The organism is Stenotrophomonas sp. Sm10, from assembly GCF_030985515.1.
In the GTDB taxonomy this organism is placed as follows: Bacteria; Pseudomonadota; Gammaproteobacteria; order Xanthomonadales; family Xanthomonadaceae; genus Stenotrophomonas; species Stenotrophomonas hibiscicola.
In genome coordinates this window covers 47,567-63,352 of the sequence record NZ_JAPTFO010000002.1, presented here as the reverse complement: position 1 = coordinate 63,352, position 15,786 = coordinate 47,567, and the positions used below count along the sequence as shown (strand labels likewise).

The 15,786-nt window shown below is 66.8% G+C and carries 17 protein-coding genes and 1 pseudogene; 5 read left to right on the top strand and 13 right to left on the bottom strand.

What is annotated here, in order from left to right:
• Genes O0J15_RS00860 through O0J15_RS00845 form a run of 4 tightly spaced genes read right to left on the bottom strand, consistent with a single transcriptional unit; the run spans nt 1 to nt 1,880 of the window.
• Complete coding sequence (locus O0J15_RS00860) at nt 1-594, bottom strand: PH domain-containing protein (protein ID WP_155029134.1); 594 nt, start codon at nt 592-594, stop codon at nt 1-3.
• A gap of 3 nt (nt 595-597) precedes the next feature.
• Complete coding sequence (locus tag O0J15_RS00855) at nt 598-777, bottom strand: DUF4177 domain-containing protein (RefSeq protein ID WP_019659310.1); 180 nt, start codon at nt 775-777, stop codon at nt 598-600.
• Entirely contained in the window at nt 774-953 is a 180-nt protein-coding gene (locus O0J15_RS00850; protein ID WP_019659309.1) for a hypothetical protein, read from the bottom strand. The genes O0J15_RS00855 and O0J15_RS00850 overlap by 4 nt, the downstream gene beginning before the upstream one ends.
• Before the next feature lie 45 nt (nt 954-998).
• Nucleotides 999-1,880, bottom strand: a complete 882-nt coding sequence (locus tag O0J15_RS00845) for an SPFH domain-containing protein (protein WP_021203112.1) — start codon at nt 1,878-1,880, stop codon at nt 999-1,001.
• A gap of 137 nt (nt 1,881-2,017) precedes the next feature.
• Between O0J15_RS00845 and purT the strand changes: the two genes are divergently transcribed.
• Both purT and O0J15_RS00835 read left to right on the top strand, forming a co-directional pair.
• On the top strand, nt 2,018-3,205 hold the full coding sequence (purT, locus tag O0J15_RS00840) for a formate-dependent phosphoribosylglycinamide formyltransferase (RefSeq protein ID WP_308304928.1): 1,188 nt from the start codon (nt 2,018-2,020) through the stop codon (nt 3,203-3,205).
• Nucleotides 3,206-3,582: 377 nt separating this feature from the next.
• A complete protein-coding gene (locus tag O0J15_RS00835) occupies nt 3,583-3,993 on the top strand; it encodes an immunity protein YezG family protein (protein WP_308304927.1) in 411 nt (136 codons plus the stop codon).
• Nucleotides 3,994-4,061: 68 nt separating this feature from the next.
• Here the strand turns inward: O0J15_RS00835 and O0J15_RS00830 are convergent, their stop codons facing one another.
• Together O0J15_RS00830 and O0J15_RS00825 are read right to left on the bottom strand one after the other, a co-directional pair.
• Nucleotides 4,062-5,279: an endonuclease/exonuclease/phosphatase family protein gene (locus O0J15_RS00830; RefSeq protein ID WP_308304926.1), complete on the bottom strand. Its 1,218-nt coding sequence runs from the start codon at nt 5,277-5,279 to the stop codon at nt 4,062-4,064.
• Between the two features lie 38 nt (nt 5,280-5,317).
• A complete protein-coding gene (locus tag O0J15_RS00825) occupies nt 5,318-6,073 on the bottom strand; it encodes an arginyltransferase (protein WP_005408547.1) in 756 nt (251 codons plus the stop codon).
• A 156-nt stretch (nt 6,074-6,229) separates the two neighbouring features.
• Here O0J15_RS00825 and O0J15_RS00820 point away from each other — a divergent pair, with 156 nt between their 5' ends.
• A complete protein-coding gene (locus O0J15_RS00820) occupies nt 6,230-6,790 on the top strand; it encodes an EF-hand domain-containing protein (RefSeq protein ID WP_308304925.1) in 561 nt (186 codons plus the stop codon).
• A gap of 51 nt (nt 6,791-6,841) precedes the next feature.
• Here O0J15_RS00820 and O0J15_RS00815 read toward each other — a convergent pair whose 3' ends face one another.
• From O0J15_RS00815 to O0J15_RS00800, 4 genes are all read right to left on the bottom strand, one after another.
• Complete coding sequence (locus tag O0J15_RS00815; protein ID WP_308304924.1) at nt 6,842-8,059, bottom strand: sigma-70 family RNA polymerase sigma factor; 1,218 nt, start codon at nt 8,057-8,059, stop codon at nt 6,842-6,844.
• Between the two features lie 223 nt (nt 8,060-8,282).
• Nucleotides 8,283-8,792, bottom strand: a complete 510-nt coding sequence (locus O0J15_RS00810; RefSeq protein ID WP_171952325.1) for a pathogenicity-like protein — start codon at nt 8,790-8,792, stop codon at nt 8,283-8,285.
• Between the two features lie 5 nt (nt 8,793-8,797).
• Entirely contained in the window at nt 8,798-9,697 is a 900-nt protein-coding gene (gene tesB / locus O0J15_RS00805) for an acyl-CoA thioesterase II (protein WP_032953622.1), read from the bottom strand.
• 79 nt (nt 9,698-9,776) lie between these two features.
• Nucleotides 9,777-10,553 (bottom strand): enoyl-CoA hydratase/isomerase family protein, encoded by a 777-nt coding sequence (locus O0J15_RS00800; RefSeq protein WP_019659300.1) that lies wholly within the window; start codon nt 10,551-10,553, stop codon nt 9,777-9,779.
• Between the two features lie 34 nt (nt 10,554-10,587).
• On the opposite strand from O0J15_RS00800, the pseudogene O0J15_RS00795 reads away from it, so the two are divergent.
• A pseudogene (locus O0J15_RS00795) lies at nt 10,588-10,911 on the top strand (copper chaperone PCu(A)C); the annotation flags it as partial.
• Here the strand turns inward: O0J15_RS00795 and O0J15_RS00790 are convergent.
• The 3 genes from O0J15_RS00790 to uvrA all read right to left on the bottom strand — a co-directional run bounded on the left by O0J15_RS00790 (nt 10,912) and on the right by uvrA (nt 15,125).
• Nucleotides 10,912-11,637 carry an enolase gene (locus tag O0J15_RS00790; RefSeq protein WP_308304923.1) on the bottom strand — a complete coding sequence of 242 codons (726 nt, stop codon included), beginning with the start codon at nt 11,635-11,637 and terminating at the stop codon, nt 10,912-10,914.
• A gap of 90 nt (nt 11,638-11,727) precedes the next feature.
• Nucleotides 11,728-12,135 (bottom strand): thioesterase family protein, encoded by a 408-nt coding sequence (locus tag O0J15_RS00785; protein ID WP_019659297.1) that lies wholly within the window; start codon nt 12,133-12,135, stop codon nt 11,728-11,730.
• Entirely contained in the window at nt 12,135-15,125 is a 2,991-nt protein-coding gene (gene uvrA, locus O0J15_RS00780) for an excinuclease ABC subunit UvrA (protein WP_019659296.1), read from the bottom strand. Before uvrA ends, O0J15_RS00785 begins: the two co-directional genes overlap by 1 nt.
• Nucleotides 15,126-15,463: 338 nt before the next feature.
• Here uvrA and rplU point away from each other — a divergent pair, with 338 nt between their 5' ends.
• A complete protein-coding gene (gene rplU, locus O0J15_RS00775; protein WP_005408557.1) occupies nt 15,464-15,772 on the top strand; it encodes a 50S ribosomal protein L21 in 309 nt (102 codons plus the stop codon).
• Nucleotides 15,773-15,786 lie beyond the last annotated feature (14 nt).

Below are 15,786 nucleotides of genomic sequence, written 5' to 3'. Positions count from 1 at the left end.
TTACTGCCGTGGCGCCGACGCGGCCACTTTGTGCAGCGCATCGAGCAGCGCCTGCGGCCGGTCCACGCTGAGCAGCAGCGTGCTGCCGTCACTGACCGGCAGGGCGAGGACACGCGCACGATCGGTGACCAGAGCGAAGCCCTTGCCGCCCCCGTGCAGGCGGAAGTGGCCGGAATAGAAGCCTGGCACTGAATAGCCATTGGTTTTGACACGGATGCCATAGCGGCGGTCACGCTGCAGGTCGACCACCTCGGCCTGGTCCAGCCGCAGCTGTGCCACCGGGACGCGGCGGCGGTACATCGTCGAGCGCACATCCAGCACGTTGTCGTCCAGTTCCACCCGGCGACGGAAGAATGCTGCGCCCAACCCGATGCCGAGTACCGCGATCACCAGCAGACTCCAGGCGGCACTGCCACCCATCCGGAACCAGGGCGGCGACAGCGCTACTTCGATCCAAGGGGCACTGGACGGCGCCTTGTACAGCTGTGCGTACACGCACGCCACGAAGGCAGCCAGCAGCGGAAGCACGATCCAGAGCACGCGCAACGGCGAGCTCTCGGCCACTTCAAACGTCTTCGGGTCGCTGCCGCCCATGCGTCAGGCCTCCTTCTTGAACACCAGCATCGCCGGGCGCATCGGCGCCGGGATGATGATGTTGACCAGTTCCCAGCCCAGTTGGCCCTGGCGGCTGAGTTCGGCCTGGATGTCCTCGGCCTTGAGCAGGCCCATCATGGACGTCTTGACCTCGATGGTCTGGTAGCTCCAACGCTTGCTCATTCCTTGTCCTCCGACGATGGCGCGGGTTTCGGCAGGCGTCCCGCCTTGCGCAGGGCGTCGCGCAGCACGTATTCGATCTGCGCGTTGAGGCTGCGCAGTTCGTCATCAGCCCAGCGCTGCGCAGCAGCCAGGACGTCGGCATTGATGCGCAGCGGGTAGGCTTTCTTCTCACTCATGGGGGCTCCTGGCGGGGCGGTGGGGCACCCCGTTGCGAGTGTGGCTCAATACAGCGAGCCGGCATTGACGATCGGCTGGGTGCCGCGGTCCGAGCACAGCACGGTGAGCAGGTTGCTGACCATGTGCGCCTTGCGTTCCTCGTCCAGCTGCACCACGCCGTTCTTCTGCAGTTCGGCCAAGGCCATCTCGACCATGCCCACCGCACCAGCAACGATACGCGTGCGCGCGGCGATCACCGCGTTGGCCTGCTGGCGTTGCAGCATCGCCTGGGCGATTTCGGCGGCGTAGGCCAGGTGGCTGATGCGCGCGTCGATCACCTGTACACCGGCATCGGCCAGGCGCTCGGCCAGCTCGTTCTTCAGGTGCTGGGAGATCTCGCTGGCGTGGCTGCGCAGGGCCAGCTGTCCATCCTCGTGCTGGTCGTAGGGATAGCTGGTGGCCATCGCCCGCAGTGCCGATTCGGACTGGATGTGCACGAAGCTCTCGTAGTCGTCCACGTTGTAGACGGCCTCGGAGGCATCGACCACCTGCCAGACAATCACCGCGGCGATCTCGATCGGGCTACCGTCCAGCTCGTTGACCTTCAGCTTGCCGCTCTCGAAGTTGCGCACGCGCTGGCTGACCCGGCGCTTGGCATAGAAAGGGTTGTTCCAGCGCAGGCCGTTGTCCTTCACCGTGCCCACGTACTTGCCGAACAGGCTCAGCACCGCCGCCTGGTTGGGCTGGATGGTGTACAGGCCGGCCAGCGTGAACACGCCCAGGACTACCAGCAACGCCCCCAGCAGCATCAGCAGCAGGTTGGGCGAGCCGACGCTGGCCTTGGCGGCCACACCCAGTACGAACAGGGCGGCGCCAGCGAGGGCGACGAGCAGGGCGACGGCCAGCGTGCCGAGGCCGTTGAGCGAAGACAGCGACTTCTCTTTCATGGCGGTACGTCCTTGAGGGTTCGAACGGAAGATATCAAAGTGATATCACTTCCAGGCTACCGTTCGTCGGATGGCATGGCCAGAGGGCGCGGCCAGCTAGAATGCCCATCCGCCTTCACATTGCTGCTGGAACCGCCATGGCCAAGCTTGGAACTCCGTTGTCCCCCTCCGCCACCCGCGTGCTGCTGCTGGGCTCGGGCGAACTCGGCAAGGAGGTGGCCATCGAGCTGCAGCGGCTGGGCGTGGAGGTGATCGCCGCCGATCGCTACGCCGATGCGCCGGCCATGCAGGTCGCGCACCGCTCGCACGTGATCGACATGCTCGATGCGATGGCGCTGCGCGCTCTGATCGCCGAGGAGCAGCCGCACCTGGTGGTGCCGGAGATCGAGGCCATCCACACCGAGACCCTGGTCCAGCTGGAACAGGAGCAGGGCCTGCGGGTGATCCCGACCGCGCGTGCTGCACGCCTGACCATGGACCGCGAAGGCATTCGCCGCCTCGCCGCCGAAACCCTGGGCCTGCCGACCTCGCCGTACCGCTTCGTCGATACCGAGGCCGAGTACCGTGCTGCGGTGGCCGCCATTGGCCTGCCGTGCGTGGTCAAACCGGTGATGTCGTCCTCGGGCAAGGGCCAGAGCACCCTGCGCAGCGAGGCGGACATCGCCCCGGCATGGGACTACGCGCAGACCGGTGGCCGTGCCGGTGCCGGCCGCTGCATTGTCGAAGGTTTCATCGATTTCGACTATGAGATCACCCTGTTGACCGTGCGCCATGCCGGCGGCACCTCCTTCTGTGCGCCGATCGGCCACCTGCAGAAGGATGGTGACTACCGCGAAAGCTGGCAGCCGCAGCCGATGTCGAGCGCGGCACTGGCGCGTGCCGAAGAGATTTCGCGTGCGATCACCGACGACCTTGGCGGCTGGGGCCTGTTCGGCGTCGAGCTGTTCGTGAAGGGCGACGAGGTGTGGTTCAGCGAAGTGTCGCCGCGCCCGCACGATACCGGCCTGGCGACCCTGGTTTCGCAGGAACTGAGCGAGTTCGCGCTGCACGCGCGCGCGATCCTCGGCCTGCCGGTTCCGGTGATCCGCCAGAGTGGCCCGTCGGCGTCGTGCGCGCTGTTGGCACACGGCGAGGGCGTGCCGTACTTCAACAACGTCGCCGCCGCACTGCAGGTGCCGGACACCGCCGTGCGGCTGTTCGGCAAGCCGAGCGTGCATGGCCACCGCCGCGTCGGCGTGACCCTGGCGCGCGCGGCAACCATCGACGAAGCACGCGCCATCGCGCGTGACGCCGCCGACGCCATCGGCGTCGAACTGCGCCCCTAAACCGATAGCGCCGGGCCATGCCCGGCGGCCGCATCCCGGTAGGTACCGACCGTTGGTCGGTACAGATTTCTGTGCGGTAGCGCCAGGCCGCACCCGCCGGCTTGCCATGAACTGTGTGAGTCTTCTGTAGAGCCGAGCCCACGCTCGGCTGCTTTTCCATGTGACGCTTTCAGCCCGACAATGGATTCACATCTTCAGTCATGCGCGACGGCCTGCTGGGGCTATTGAGTGCCAGATGCTGCCGTTAGAGGGTTTGCTGCAAAGACGTAGAGCGCTAGGCCGCAATTGCGAGCTGAAAGCGACATCTGGTTGAGCGTCAAAATCCTGCGTGTTTTATCTTCTGACGGATGAATGCCAAAGACATCTCAGGAGAAGGCTTGGACGAGCGGCTTACATCAGCGCTACCTGCCTTGTATCACCGAATTGGCCAATCACTGATTGATGCCGTGCCTACCGACCAATGCGGGATCTGGCTGAACTTCGAGATCATCAAGAATGTCTGGTCGGGTTGGGCGTTCTACCGCAAGCCGTCAGGCTCATACGGCTATCTAGAAATTCCAGATGATGCTGAAGCAGCGCTTCTGGAGATGCATCAGCTCTTTGCGCAATGGCACCATGCACTCTGGACGAGTTTGACGTTTCATCTGGATCCAGAGAACAAGATGGAGATCGAGCTCGGATATGAGCAGCTTTCCGAGGATGAGTTCATCGATTCCCTGGGCCGGGAGCAGGCTTGGCAGGACCGGTATCTCGGGGCTGACGCTCAGATTGACTGGCAGAGCTACTAAGCTTGGTTGGTTGCAGTAGCCGAGCATGGGCTCGGCTCTACAACATCTTCAGCAATCGGCCATTCCGGTTACTGCTTCACGTCCACCCACACCAGGTGGTGGTCGCTGCCGTCGGCGATCTTCGCTTCCGGGCTCTCATTGGCCGGCCAGAAGATGCCGCTGCCCACGTACTCGAAACCGGTCGAGGGCAGCACGTAGTCCAGGCGCATGGTGCCGGACTTCGGGCCGAAATCGCCGGTGGCGTGGAACGGCGCGCCCTTGCGTTCGATGCCCTTGGCCGCATAGGCCAGGCTGGTCTGCTCGCCGCCGACGCTGCGCGGGGTGGGGTAGCGCAGCACGCGGGCGTTCTCGATCAGCTCGACGATTGCTTCATGGCGGCCATCGCCATCGACCGGGTCGTTGTTGAGGTCGCCAAGGATCACGAAGCGCGCGTCCTGGGCCAGGCCGCCGCACTGGCCCTTGTCGTCGCACAGCCATGGCTTGTCACCCTTGGACAGGTATTCCTGCCACAGGCGCAGTTCGTCATGGTTGCGCGCCGCGTTGCGCTTTTCCGGGCCATCGAACACCGGCGGGGTCGGGTGCGAAACCAGCGCGTGCACCACGCCGGCCGGGGTCTTCACCGGCACGTCCCAATGCGACTTCGAGGACAGGCGCAGCTGCGACCACACGTGGTCGTTGTAGAAGCTCTTGCCGGTGCGCGGATCGACCGGACGGATCGCGCCGGGCATCGCGCTCCACTTCAGCAGCTGGAAGCTGCGCACCTTGGCTTCGTCGATCGGGTAGCGCGACAGCACCAGCATGCCGTACTGGCCGGGGTGCAGGCCGTAGCCCCACGCGTCATTGCCACGGCTGCGGCCTTCGCCGCCGACCACGCCGTTGTTGTCCAGGTCCAGGCCGCTGGGCACGCCGGTGTTGACCGGGGCCAGGTAGCGATAGGCGAAATGCAGCGGCTTGCCGCCACCGGGCTGGGCGACTTCCAGATAGCGCTTCTGGAACAGGTCGGCGGCGCGATGGGCGTCGTCGAAATCGAATTCGTTCAGCAGCACCAGGTCCGGGCGCACCTGCTGCAGCACTGCGGCGATCTTGCGCGCGTGCTCGCTGTCGCCTTCCAGCTCCTTGATCAGGCCGCCGGCGTCATCGGAGTACAGCGACGTGTTGTAGGTCGCCAGGCGCAGCGCAGCGGACGGCTTTTCGGTCATCGCGGGGGACGTGGCGAAGGCGGGGGCGGTGGCGCCGCAGAGCAGGGCCAGGGCGAGGATCAGGGGATGGCGGCGGGTCATGTTCATGGGCCGTATTGTGCACCCGGCCCGGTGTCAGCGGTTTGTCAGCGCCCGTCCAGATCATTGTCGAAATCGTGCCAGCGGCGGCCATCGTAGGCTTCCAACGGATGGAAGCGGCGCTTGTAGTCCATCTTCTGGTGCCCGCGGATCCAGTAGCCCAGGTACACGTGGGGCAGCCCCTCGCGGCGCGCCCACTCGATCTGCTGCAGGATCGCGAAGGTACCCAGCCCGCGTGCGGCGTGGTCCGGGTCGAAGAAGGTGTAGACCGCCGACAGGCCATGCTCGGTGACGTCGGTCACTGCCACCCCCAGCAGCTGGCTGGGCTGGCCGTCGTGGCCGGGCAGGCGCATCTCCATGAAGCGGGTGTGCGACCAGCTGCCGATCAGGAACTGCTCGAATTCGTGCGGGCCGTGGTCGTCCATGCCGCCATTGGCGTGGCGGTGGGTGAGGTAGCGGTGATACAGCGCGAACAGGTCGTCGCGGGCGGTGGCGGCGGTTATCCGTACCTCCAGGTCGGCATTGCGGGCGGCGCAGCGGCGCTGGCTGCGGTCCGGAGCGAAGCGCGCCACCGGGATCCGCACCGCCACGCAGGCCTGGCAGTGCGCGCAATGGGGCCGGTAGACCAGATCGCCGCTGCGGCGGAAGCCCCAGCTCAGTGCCAGCGGATAGAGCGCACCGAGGCGGCGGTCGTTCGGGTCCAGCACCAGGTCGCGTGCCACCCGGTCCGACCAGTACCCGCAGGGGTGCTCGCCGGTCTGGAAAAGTCGCAGTTCGTCGTCTCTGTCGCCATGTATCGCCATGGGCACAGCATAGCCCCAGCCTGTCGCAGTGGCGGCGACTGTCCGCCGGATGAATGGAATCGGCAGTGGCGTCAACCGAGGTCGCGCCCGGGCGTTGTTGTCCCCCGAGGGTGAAGTGATCACCCCGACGCTGTTCCCATCCCCAGGAGTGACCTCATGATCCGTACCCCCCTGCTGCTGGCCCTGCTGCTGGGCACCTCCGCTTCCGGAATCGCGCTGGCCGCCGACACCCCGGCCACGCCGGCGCAGCGCCCGGCCAAGCTGGACACCAATGGCGACGGCGTGATCGACCGCAGCGAGGCGGCTGCCAATCCGCGCCTGGCCGCGAAGTTCGACGAGCTGGACAAGAACAAGGACGGCAAGCTCTCGCGCGATGAGCTGCCGCGCTGGCAGCATGGCCGCCGTGGCCACGGCGGTGAGCGCTGGGCAAAGCTGGACGTCAACAATGACGGCCGCATCAGCCGCGACGAGGCCAAGGCCGATCCGCGCCTGGCCGCGCGTTTTGACCAGCTTGATCTGAACAAGGATGGCTACCTGGACAAGGCCGACCGCGAGCTGCGCATGAAGCAGCATCGTGATGCCTGGTTCGCTGCCGCCGACACCAACAAGGACGGCCAGCTGAGCAAGGCCGAGTTCGACGCGGCCAAGGGTCCGATGCACGGCGGCCCGCGCCATGGCGGCCCGCGTGACGGTGCTGCACCGGAGCCGCAGCGCTGAGGGTCAATGCAGTGAATGACGACAACGCCGGCAGAGTGCCGGCGTTGTCCGTTATAGGTTCCCGCCGCGCATCAGCGCATACACCACCAGACCGATCACGAAGACGTTCGCCCCGATGATGCCGGTGCGCCCGTAGACGGATTCGTATTGCCAGTTGGTTCCGCTGCGGCCGCGCCGCGCCGAATCGCGCGCGATCATGGGGGCCATCACGCGCTGCAGCGGCACCAGGCACTGGTAGTTCACCGTACCCAGGCCGATGACGAGAATGGCAAGTTGCAGCCACAGCGGCACCTGCAGCATCAGCGAGACCAGCAGACTGGTGCAGACGACCATCGCAGTGAACGTATTGAGGTGCACGAACCGTCGTACGGCCGCCCGCTCCTGCGGGGTGTCTGCGAAGCGCAGCAGGAAGCGGCCCCCCAGATAGCTGCCGATGATGCCACCGACGACGCCCCCGGCAACGGCGGCCCAGTTGCTGGCGGGTATCAGGTGCAGCTGGCTGGCGGCGGCCGTCAGTGAACCCATGGCTGCGCCGCCTGCGGCACTGACGCCGCCCAGGCCCAGCTTGCTGCCGCCCACGCCGACGCCGGTGCTGAGCAGGATCGCTGCGCTGGCGGTGCCGGGCGCGGCCACCAGGACCATCGACACCACCGCGGTGGCGAATGCAGCGCTCGGCGCGCTGCTGCGTGCGAACTCACCGAAGCGCTGCAGCAGGCCGTCGCGCACCAGCGCGCGGGCGCGCGACAGGCGCTTGCGCACCGCAGCGTCGCTGAGCCCGAGCAGGTCGGCCACCTGTTGCGAGCGCTGGCCCTCGCGGTAGTACAGCAGCAGCACTTCGCGGCTGTCTGCGGGCAGGGCAGAGATGATCTCCTCGGCGGCGATCTCCTCTTCCACCCGCTGCAGGCGGTCGGCAGCACCCGGGGCGGGGTCGGCGGCCATGCCCATCGCCACCTCGGCCGCCTCGCCAGTCAGCGGGCGCCCGCGCTGGGCGCGCAGCCAGTCGCGGGCCAGGTTGCGGGTGATCTGCCGCAGCCACGGCAGGAAGCTGGTCGAACTGCGCAGCTGGTGCAGCTGCTGCCAGCCCTTGACGAAGGCCTCCTGGGCGATGTCCTCGCTGGCTTGGCGGTCGCGGGTGATGGCCAGCGCGATGGCGGTGACCGTGTTCTGGCAGGCCAGCACGATGCGCCCGTAGGCGTGCTGGCAACCGCTTGCGGCGGCGGGCAGTTCGCGTTCCAGGGTCTGGTCGATCGATGCGGCGAACGTCGTCATGGCGGCAGCTCTCCTGCTGGGATTGTGTCCCATGACGGAGCCGCGCGCGAAGTGTGACCGCAGATGCTGATGCATCTTCGGTCCGCGCATTCCACCTCATCCCCGCGCCGTTGGCGCGCCCCCTTGAACAACAAGGGGGGCCAATCCTGACGGGTTACGGTGAAGTCGCGGCCCTGCTGACAGGCCGCTGCGCTCGCCGGGCATGGCCCGGCGCTACCGCCTCTTACTTGGAGGGCTGGATGCGGACCCGCACTTCTTCCTCTGCCGGCGCGGCCTGCGGTGCCGGCTGTGCCTGCTGCGGCTGGGCCTGCGGGGCAGGGGCCGGCGCGACCGGTGCCGGGGCACCACGATGGCGCAGGCCGATGACCAACGCCACGCCAGCAATCACCACCAGCAGGGCGATGCGGATGCGCCAGGCCCAGCTGCGGCCGCCGCCGCCCTGTTCCGGCGCATCGCGGAAGGCGAATTCGGCGGTCGGATGGTCGCGACGGGTGGTATCGAGCAGGCGCGCATCGCGCAGGATTTCGCGCGCACGTGGCTGGTCGTCAGCACGTACGATCCATACCGCCGGATAGGCGCTGGCATTGCCCAGGTCGGTATAGCTGAACTGGCCGCGGCGACGGGTCTTGTAGGAGCGCCCGTTGGTCACCTTGACCTCGATGCCATGCCCGCGCAGGAGCTCGGCCACGCCTTCGACGGTTTCCACGCGCTGGCTGCTGAAGATCTGGCGCATGGGTTTTACTCCTTGGCCGGCACGGCGGCCGCGGCAGCCTGGTCGGGAACCACGCGGATCAGGCCTTCCTGCGCGGTGCTGGCCACCAGCACGCCGTTGCGGGTGAAGAACTGGCCGCGGGCCAGGCCGCGCGAATCCTGCGCGCTGGGGCTGTCCAGCGAATACAGCAGCCAGTCGTCGGCGCGGAACGGGCGGTGGAACCAGATCGCGTGGTCGAGCGAGGCCATCTGCACGTGCGGGTGGTAGTAGCTGATGCCGTGCGGGAAGGTCGCCGTGCCCAGCAGGTGGAAGTCGGACGCGTACGCCAGCAGTGCCTGGTGCAGCTCCGGGGCATCGCCGACCGGTTCGCTCAGGCGCAGCCAGACCTGGTGGTAGGGCGGACGCTTGGGCGGGTTCAGTTCGTCGCGCGGATAGACGTGGCGGAACTCGAACGGGCCACCGCGCGACAGCCAGCGCTGCACCTTGATCGGCAGGCGTTCGAGCACTTCCGCCGGCAGCGGCCGGTTCGGTTCGATGTCTTCCGGCTGCGGCACCTCGGGCATCTTGTGCTGGTGCTCGGCGCCGGTCTCGGCCTGCTGGAAAGAGGCCGCGCAGAAGAAGATCACCTTGCCGTGCTGGATCGCGGTGACCCGTCGCACCGAGAAGCTGCCGCCATCGCGGGTGCGGTCCACGTCGTAGACGATCGGGTGGTCGATGTTGCCAGCGCGCAGGAAATAGGCGTGCAGCGAGTGCACGTGGCGGCCATTGTCGACCGTGGCCTGCGCTGCGGCCAGCGCCTGGCCCAGCACCTGCCCGCCGAACACGTACTTGGTGCCGATGTCGCGGCTCTGCCCGCGGAACAGGTTGTCCTCCAGCCGCTCCAGCGTGAGCAGGTCGATCAGCTCGGAGACGACGGGTTCGGGCATGTCGTTCAAGGGGGCGGCCACAGCAGTGAAGAGGCCCCGATTATACCGGTGCAGGCCAGCCCATCATCGGTAGCGCCGGCTACTTGCCCAGCCGCGCCACCAGCGCCTGCAGCGCGTTCTGTGCATCCGGGGCGAACCAGGCCTCGACGAAGCGGTCGAGCTGGATCAGGTCCGGGTGCAGCGCCTCGTGCAGGTCGGCGCGGGCGATGGCGCGGGTCAGCAGCATCGGCTGGCGCGGCTGCTTGAGCAGGTTCTGCAGCCAGGCCACGGCACGTGCCACCACCAGGTCACCCTCGGCCAGCTCATCGACCAGCCCGATCTGCAGCGCCTGTTCGGCCGGCACCAGCGAACCGGTGGTGAGCAGCACGCCGGCGCGGTGCACGCCCACCGCACGCCGCAGCAGGCGCTGGATGCCCTCCGGCGCGATCAGGCCGACCTGCACTTCGTTCAGGCCGATGGCGTACGGCCGCGACGGATCGGCGCTGCGCGCCATCACCCGGTAGTCGCAGCACAGCGCCAGCACGCAGCCACCGGCCGGCGCGTGGCCGGTGATCGCGGCCACCACCGGGATACGGCTCTCGGCCAGCGTGCGCACCGCGCCGAAGAAGGCGTTCCAGGTGTCCAGCAGCCTGTGCTTGTCATCGCCGTGCGAGAGCAGGTGCGGCACGTCCATGCCGCCGGTGAAGATGCGCTCGCTGCCCGACAGCACGATGCCGTGCGCGTCTTCGGCCATGGCCAGCTCGATGGCGTGGATCAACTGCCGGCACAGGTCGGTGTCCAGTGCGTTGACCGGCGGCCGCGCCAGGCGCAGCTCGCGGATGGGGCCGTGGTTGATCACCTCGATGAGCGTCGTCATGCTGCGGTCTCGTTGCGAAGAAGGAACCTGGGCGATGATAACCAAACCATTCGTTGGCGTACTGTGGGTTCTGTGTGCGGCCGCAGCATCGGCTTCAGCGGCCGAACCGGCCTGCGTCACGGTGGAGCAGGGCTGGGCGCGGTTGCCACCGAATCCGGCGATGCCGATGACCGCTGGTTACGGCGTGATCCACAACGGCTGCAGCAAGGCGGTGGCGATCACTGGCGCAGCCAGCAGCAGCTTCGATGATGTGTCACTGCACGAGACCACGATTGTCGATGGCGTCAGCCGGATGCGCGCGATCGAACGCCTGCCGCTGGCGCCGGGCGCGCGTGCCGAGCTCAAGCCCGGCGGGATGCTACGTCCAGTCGTACGAGAACAGCACCGTGCGGCTCACCGGCTCATACAGCATCACTATCGCGTCGGCGCCGGTGGCGCACCAGTTGTAGCCAGCGACTTCGGCCACTGCGAAGAACTTGTGGCCACCGTGGCGGATGATCGCCAGTTCGGCATCATCTGGAGCATGCCGGTCGTTGGCGGCGTCGGTGAATTCCAGGGTGAAGGCGGCCGGAATATCGGCTGTTTCGATCCAGTTGCCACAGGAAATCCGTCCACCCAGCGTATCCAGGTAATCGCGCTCGCTGGGCTCGTCCTTGCCATAGCGCGAGTAGCAGGCCAGGCGGCCGTGCGTGGCATGGTAGTCACGCGCCTTGGCATAGCTCTCGCGCATCTGCGCGATGTGTTTCCGCGCGTGCTTGTCATCCACCCGATCGCCGATGAAATAGCCCTCGTTGCCGAGGAAGCGCATCTGGTTGCCGGCGGTCAGCTCGAAGGCGATCCAGTTGGTGCTGGTGAAGTCGTTGTGGTGTTCTTCGGTGGTCTCGCCGATGCAGCCGTCGTACGGCTCGATCGGGCACAGCATCGTTGCCACCTGGCCGGCCAGTTCAGGGCGCAGCACACCGAGGTCGATCTTCAGCAGCGGCAGCAGATGCTGGGCGAGCCACGCCTGGTCAGCGGGGAAGACATCGGTAGGGAAGGGGACCATGCCGGGCAGCAGGTCGCGCAGTTCAGTCTGGTGGATCATCTCAGTCCTTTGAATGGGATCGGTAGTGCCGGCCGCTGGCCGGCATGCGCGAAGCATCTGGAGGTTGCCGGCCAGCGGCCGGCACTACCTTCAGGTGGAAGCGCTGCGGATCGCCTCCGGCAGCGGTGCGCTCCTGCCGGTCTGCGTATCCATCCAGACCACCACCACGTTGCCGTCGGAATACAGCTTCGAGTCGTCCTGCTGGTCGACGATGCGGTGGCCGATGGTCACGCTGCTGTTGCCCAGGCGCTCGACGAACAGCTCGACCAGGATGTCGTTGGGCCACACGATCGGCAGGCGGTAGTTGACGTTGGTCGCGGCCACCACCGGTGCGATGCGGTCGGTCATCGACACGCCTTCCACGCCCAGCATCCAGCGCACGCGCGCTTCCTCCAGGTAGGAAATGTACTTGGCGTTGTTGACGTGGCCCATGCTGTCCATGTCACGCCAGCGCACGCTGATCGGGATGCGGGCCAGGATCTTGTGTTCGCTGCTCATCAGGCGTCCTTCTTCTTGCGGGTCGTCGCGGTCTTGCTGGTCTTGCCGGTGCTCCTGGCAGCCACCGCCTTCTTCGCCGGCTTCTCAGGCTTCAGCTTGCGTGGCGGACGGGCGTCGGGCTTGTTGGCCACCGCAGCCGGTTGCTCCGGGCGCGCGCTGGTGGAGGGCAGCATGCGGGCCAGGAACTGGCCGGTGTACGACTGCGGGCAGGCCGCCACATCCTCCGGCGTGCCGGTGACCAGGATGGTGCCACCGCGATGGCCGCCTTCCGGGCCCAGATCCACGATCCAGTCGGCGGTCTTGATCACGTCCAGGTTGTGCTCGATCACCACCACCGTGTTGCCTTCGTCGCGCAGCTTGTGCAGCACGCCCAGCAGCGCTTCGATGTCGTGGAAGTGCAGGCCGGTGGTCGGCTCGTCGAGGATGTACAGGGTGCGGCCGGTATCGCGGCGCGACAGTTCCTTGGACAGCTTCACGCGCTGGGCTTCACCACCGGACAGCGTGGTCGCGCTCTGGCCCAGCTTGATGTAGCTCAGGCCCACGTCCACCAGCGTTTCCAGCTTGCGCGCGATCGACGGCACCGGCTCGAACAGCTTCAGCGCATCCTCGACGGTCATTTCCAGCACGTCGTTGATGTTGAAGCCCTTGTAAAGGATCTCCAGCGTTTCGCGGTTGTAGCGCTTGCCGTGGCAGACATCGCAGGGCACGTACACGTCCGGCAGGAAGTGCATCTCCACCTTGATCAGGCCGTCGCCCTGGCAGGCCTCGCAGCGGCCGCCGCGCACGTTGAAGCTGAAACGGCCCGGCGAATAGCCGCGCGCACGCGCCTCCGGCACCTGTGCGAACAACTCGCGCAGCGGCGTGAACAGGCCGGTGTAGGTGGCCGGGTTCGATCGCGGGGTGCGGCCGATCGGCGACTGGTCGATGTCCACCACCTTGTCGAACAGATCCAGGCCATCAATCTCCCTGTACGGCGCAACCGGGTGCGAGGCACCGTTGATCTCGTTGGCAGCCAGCGAGAACAGGGTATCGTTGATCAGGGTCGACTTGCCCGAGCCGGACACGCCCGTCACGCAGGTCAGCAGGCCCGCCGGAATCGCCAGGTCCACGCCCTTGAGGTTGTTGCCGCTGGCACCGCGCAGGTGCAGCGTCATCTTCGGGTTCGGCGTGTGCCGGCGAGCAGGAATCTCGATCGCGCGCTTGCCGGACAGGTACTGGCCGGTCAGCGAGCGCGGGGCCTCCAGAATGTCCTGCAGGGTGCCCTGGCCGACGATCTCGCCGCCATGCACGCCCGCGCCCGGGCCGATGTCCAGCACGTAGTCGGCCAGGCGGATCGCGTCCTCGTCATGCTCGACCACGATCACCGTGTTGCCCAGGTCGCGCAGGCGGGTGAGGGTGCCCAACAGGCGTTCATTGTCGCGCTGGTGCAGGCCGATCGACGGTTCGTCGAGCACGTACATCACGCCCACCAGGCCGGCGCCGATCTGGCTGGCCAGGCGGATGCGCTGCGCCTCGCCACCGGACAGGGTGTCGGCCTTGCGTTCCAGGGTCAGGTAATCCAGGCCCACATCGACCAGGAAGCCGAGGCGCTCACCGATTTCCTTGACGATCTTCGCGGCGATCTCGCCACGCCAGCCCGGCAGGCTCAGCTCGCTGAAGAACTTCAGCGCCTCGTCGATCGGCAGCACCACCAGCTCCGGCAGTGGTCGGTCGGCCACGAACACGTTGCGTGCCGCCTTGTTCAGGCGCGCGCCGTTGCACTCCGGGCACGGGCGTTCGCTGATGTACTTGGACAGCTCCTCGCGTACCGCCGGCGATTCGGTCTCCTTGTAGCGGCGTTCGAGGTTGGGAATGATGCCTTCGAAGCGGTGCTTGCGCTGGGTGCGGCCGCCGGCTTCGGTGAAGTAGGTGAAGGTGATCGTTTCATCGCCGCTGCCGTACAGCACGGCCTGCTGCACCTTGGCTGACAGGGAGTTCCACGCAGCGTCCACGTCGAACCTGTAGTGCTTGGCCAGCGAGGCGATCAGCTGGAAGTAGTAGGCGTTGCGACGGTCCCAGCCGCGCACCGCACCGGCGGCCAGCGACAGCTCCGGATGCACCACCACCCGCGACGGATCGAAGAACTCGGCCATGCCCAGGCCATCGCAGCCGGGGCACGCACCCATCGGTGCATTGAACGAGAACAGGCGCGGTTCCAGCTCCGGCAGCGAGTAGTCGCAGACCGGGCAGGAGTACTTGGAGGAGAACAGCGTGGGCGAAGCATCGGCGCTGTCCAGGCTCTGCACCGAGGCCATGCCATCGCCCAGCTTGAGCGCCGTTTCAAAGCTCTCGGCCAGGCGCTGCTTGATGTCCTCGCGCGGGCGGAAGCGGTCGATCACCGCCTCGATGGTGTGCTTCTGGCGCAGCGCCAGCGGCGGCACCGCATCGATTTCGTGCAGCTCGCCGTCCACGCGCACACGCACGAAGCCCTGCGCGCGCAGCTGGTCGAAGACCTGTGCGTGTTCGCCCTTGCGGTCACGGATGACCGGGGCCAGCAGCATGTAGCGCTGCTCCGGGTCCAGGGTCAGCACCTGGTCGACCATCTGGCTGACCGTCTGCGCCTCCAGTGGGTAGCCGTGGTCCGGGCAGCGCGGGGTGCCCACGCGTGCGTACAGCAGGCGCAGGTAGTCGTAGATCTCGGTGATGGTGCCGACCGTCGAACGCGGGTTGTGCGAGGTCGACTTCTGCTCGATCGAGATGGCCGGGGACAGGCCTTCGATGTGGTCCAGGTCCGGCTTTTCCATCACGCTCAGGAACTGGCGCGCATAGGCCGACAGCGACTCGACGTAGCGGCGCTGGCCTTCTGCATAGATGGTGTCGAACGCCAGCGAGGACTTGCCCGAACCGGACAGGCCGGTGATCACGATCAGCTTGTCGCGGGGCAGGTCGAGGTCGAGGTTCTTCAGGTTGTGCGTCCGCGCGCCGCGGATGCGGATGAAATCCATCGCCATGGGGGATCCGGTTGTGGGGGCGTTGGCTGGGTGCCGGGCCAGCAGGGAACGGCAATCGGTCAGCCTACCGAGGTGACCAGATGGGGGCAATGGGCGACAATGCCACCCCGACGTCTCACGTTGTGAGACCGGCCGACAGCTTTGTGTAGGGTCGGGCCATGTGCAGCGGCCTGGACCGCGAACCGTTCAGCCGTGCATGGCTCGGCCTGCAGGCCCGGGCCCGTGGGTCGTTCAGGGGTTGACTTGACCCGCGCCCGCTGATCTGCGTACAATCCCGCTCCTGTCCGCCCTCGATGGCGGCAGTTCAGACCACAATAACTACAGAGGAAGGCCTGGTCATGTACGCAGTACTGGTCACCGGCGGTAAGCAATACCGCGTGGCGCAGGGCGAAAAGCTCCGCATTGAAAAGCTCGAAGTCGAAGTCGGCAGCGAGATCAAGTTCGACAACATCCTGATGCTGGGTGACAGCGATGGCGTGAAGCTGGGCGATGCGCTGAAGGGCGCTGCCGTCACCGCCAAGGTCCTGTCCCAGGGTCGTGCTGACAAGGTGCGGATCATCAAGTTCCGTCGCCGCAAGCACCACATGAAGCGTCAGGGTCACCGTCAGTACTACACCGAAATCGAGATCACCGGCATCGCCGGCTAAGTATCAGGAGAAGC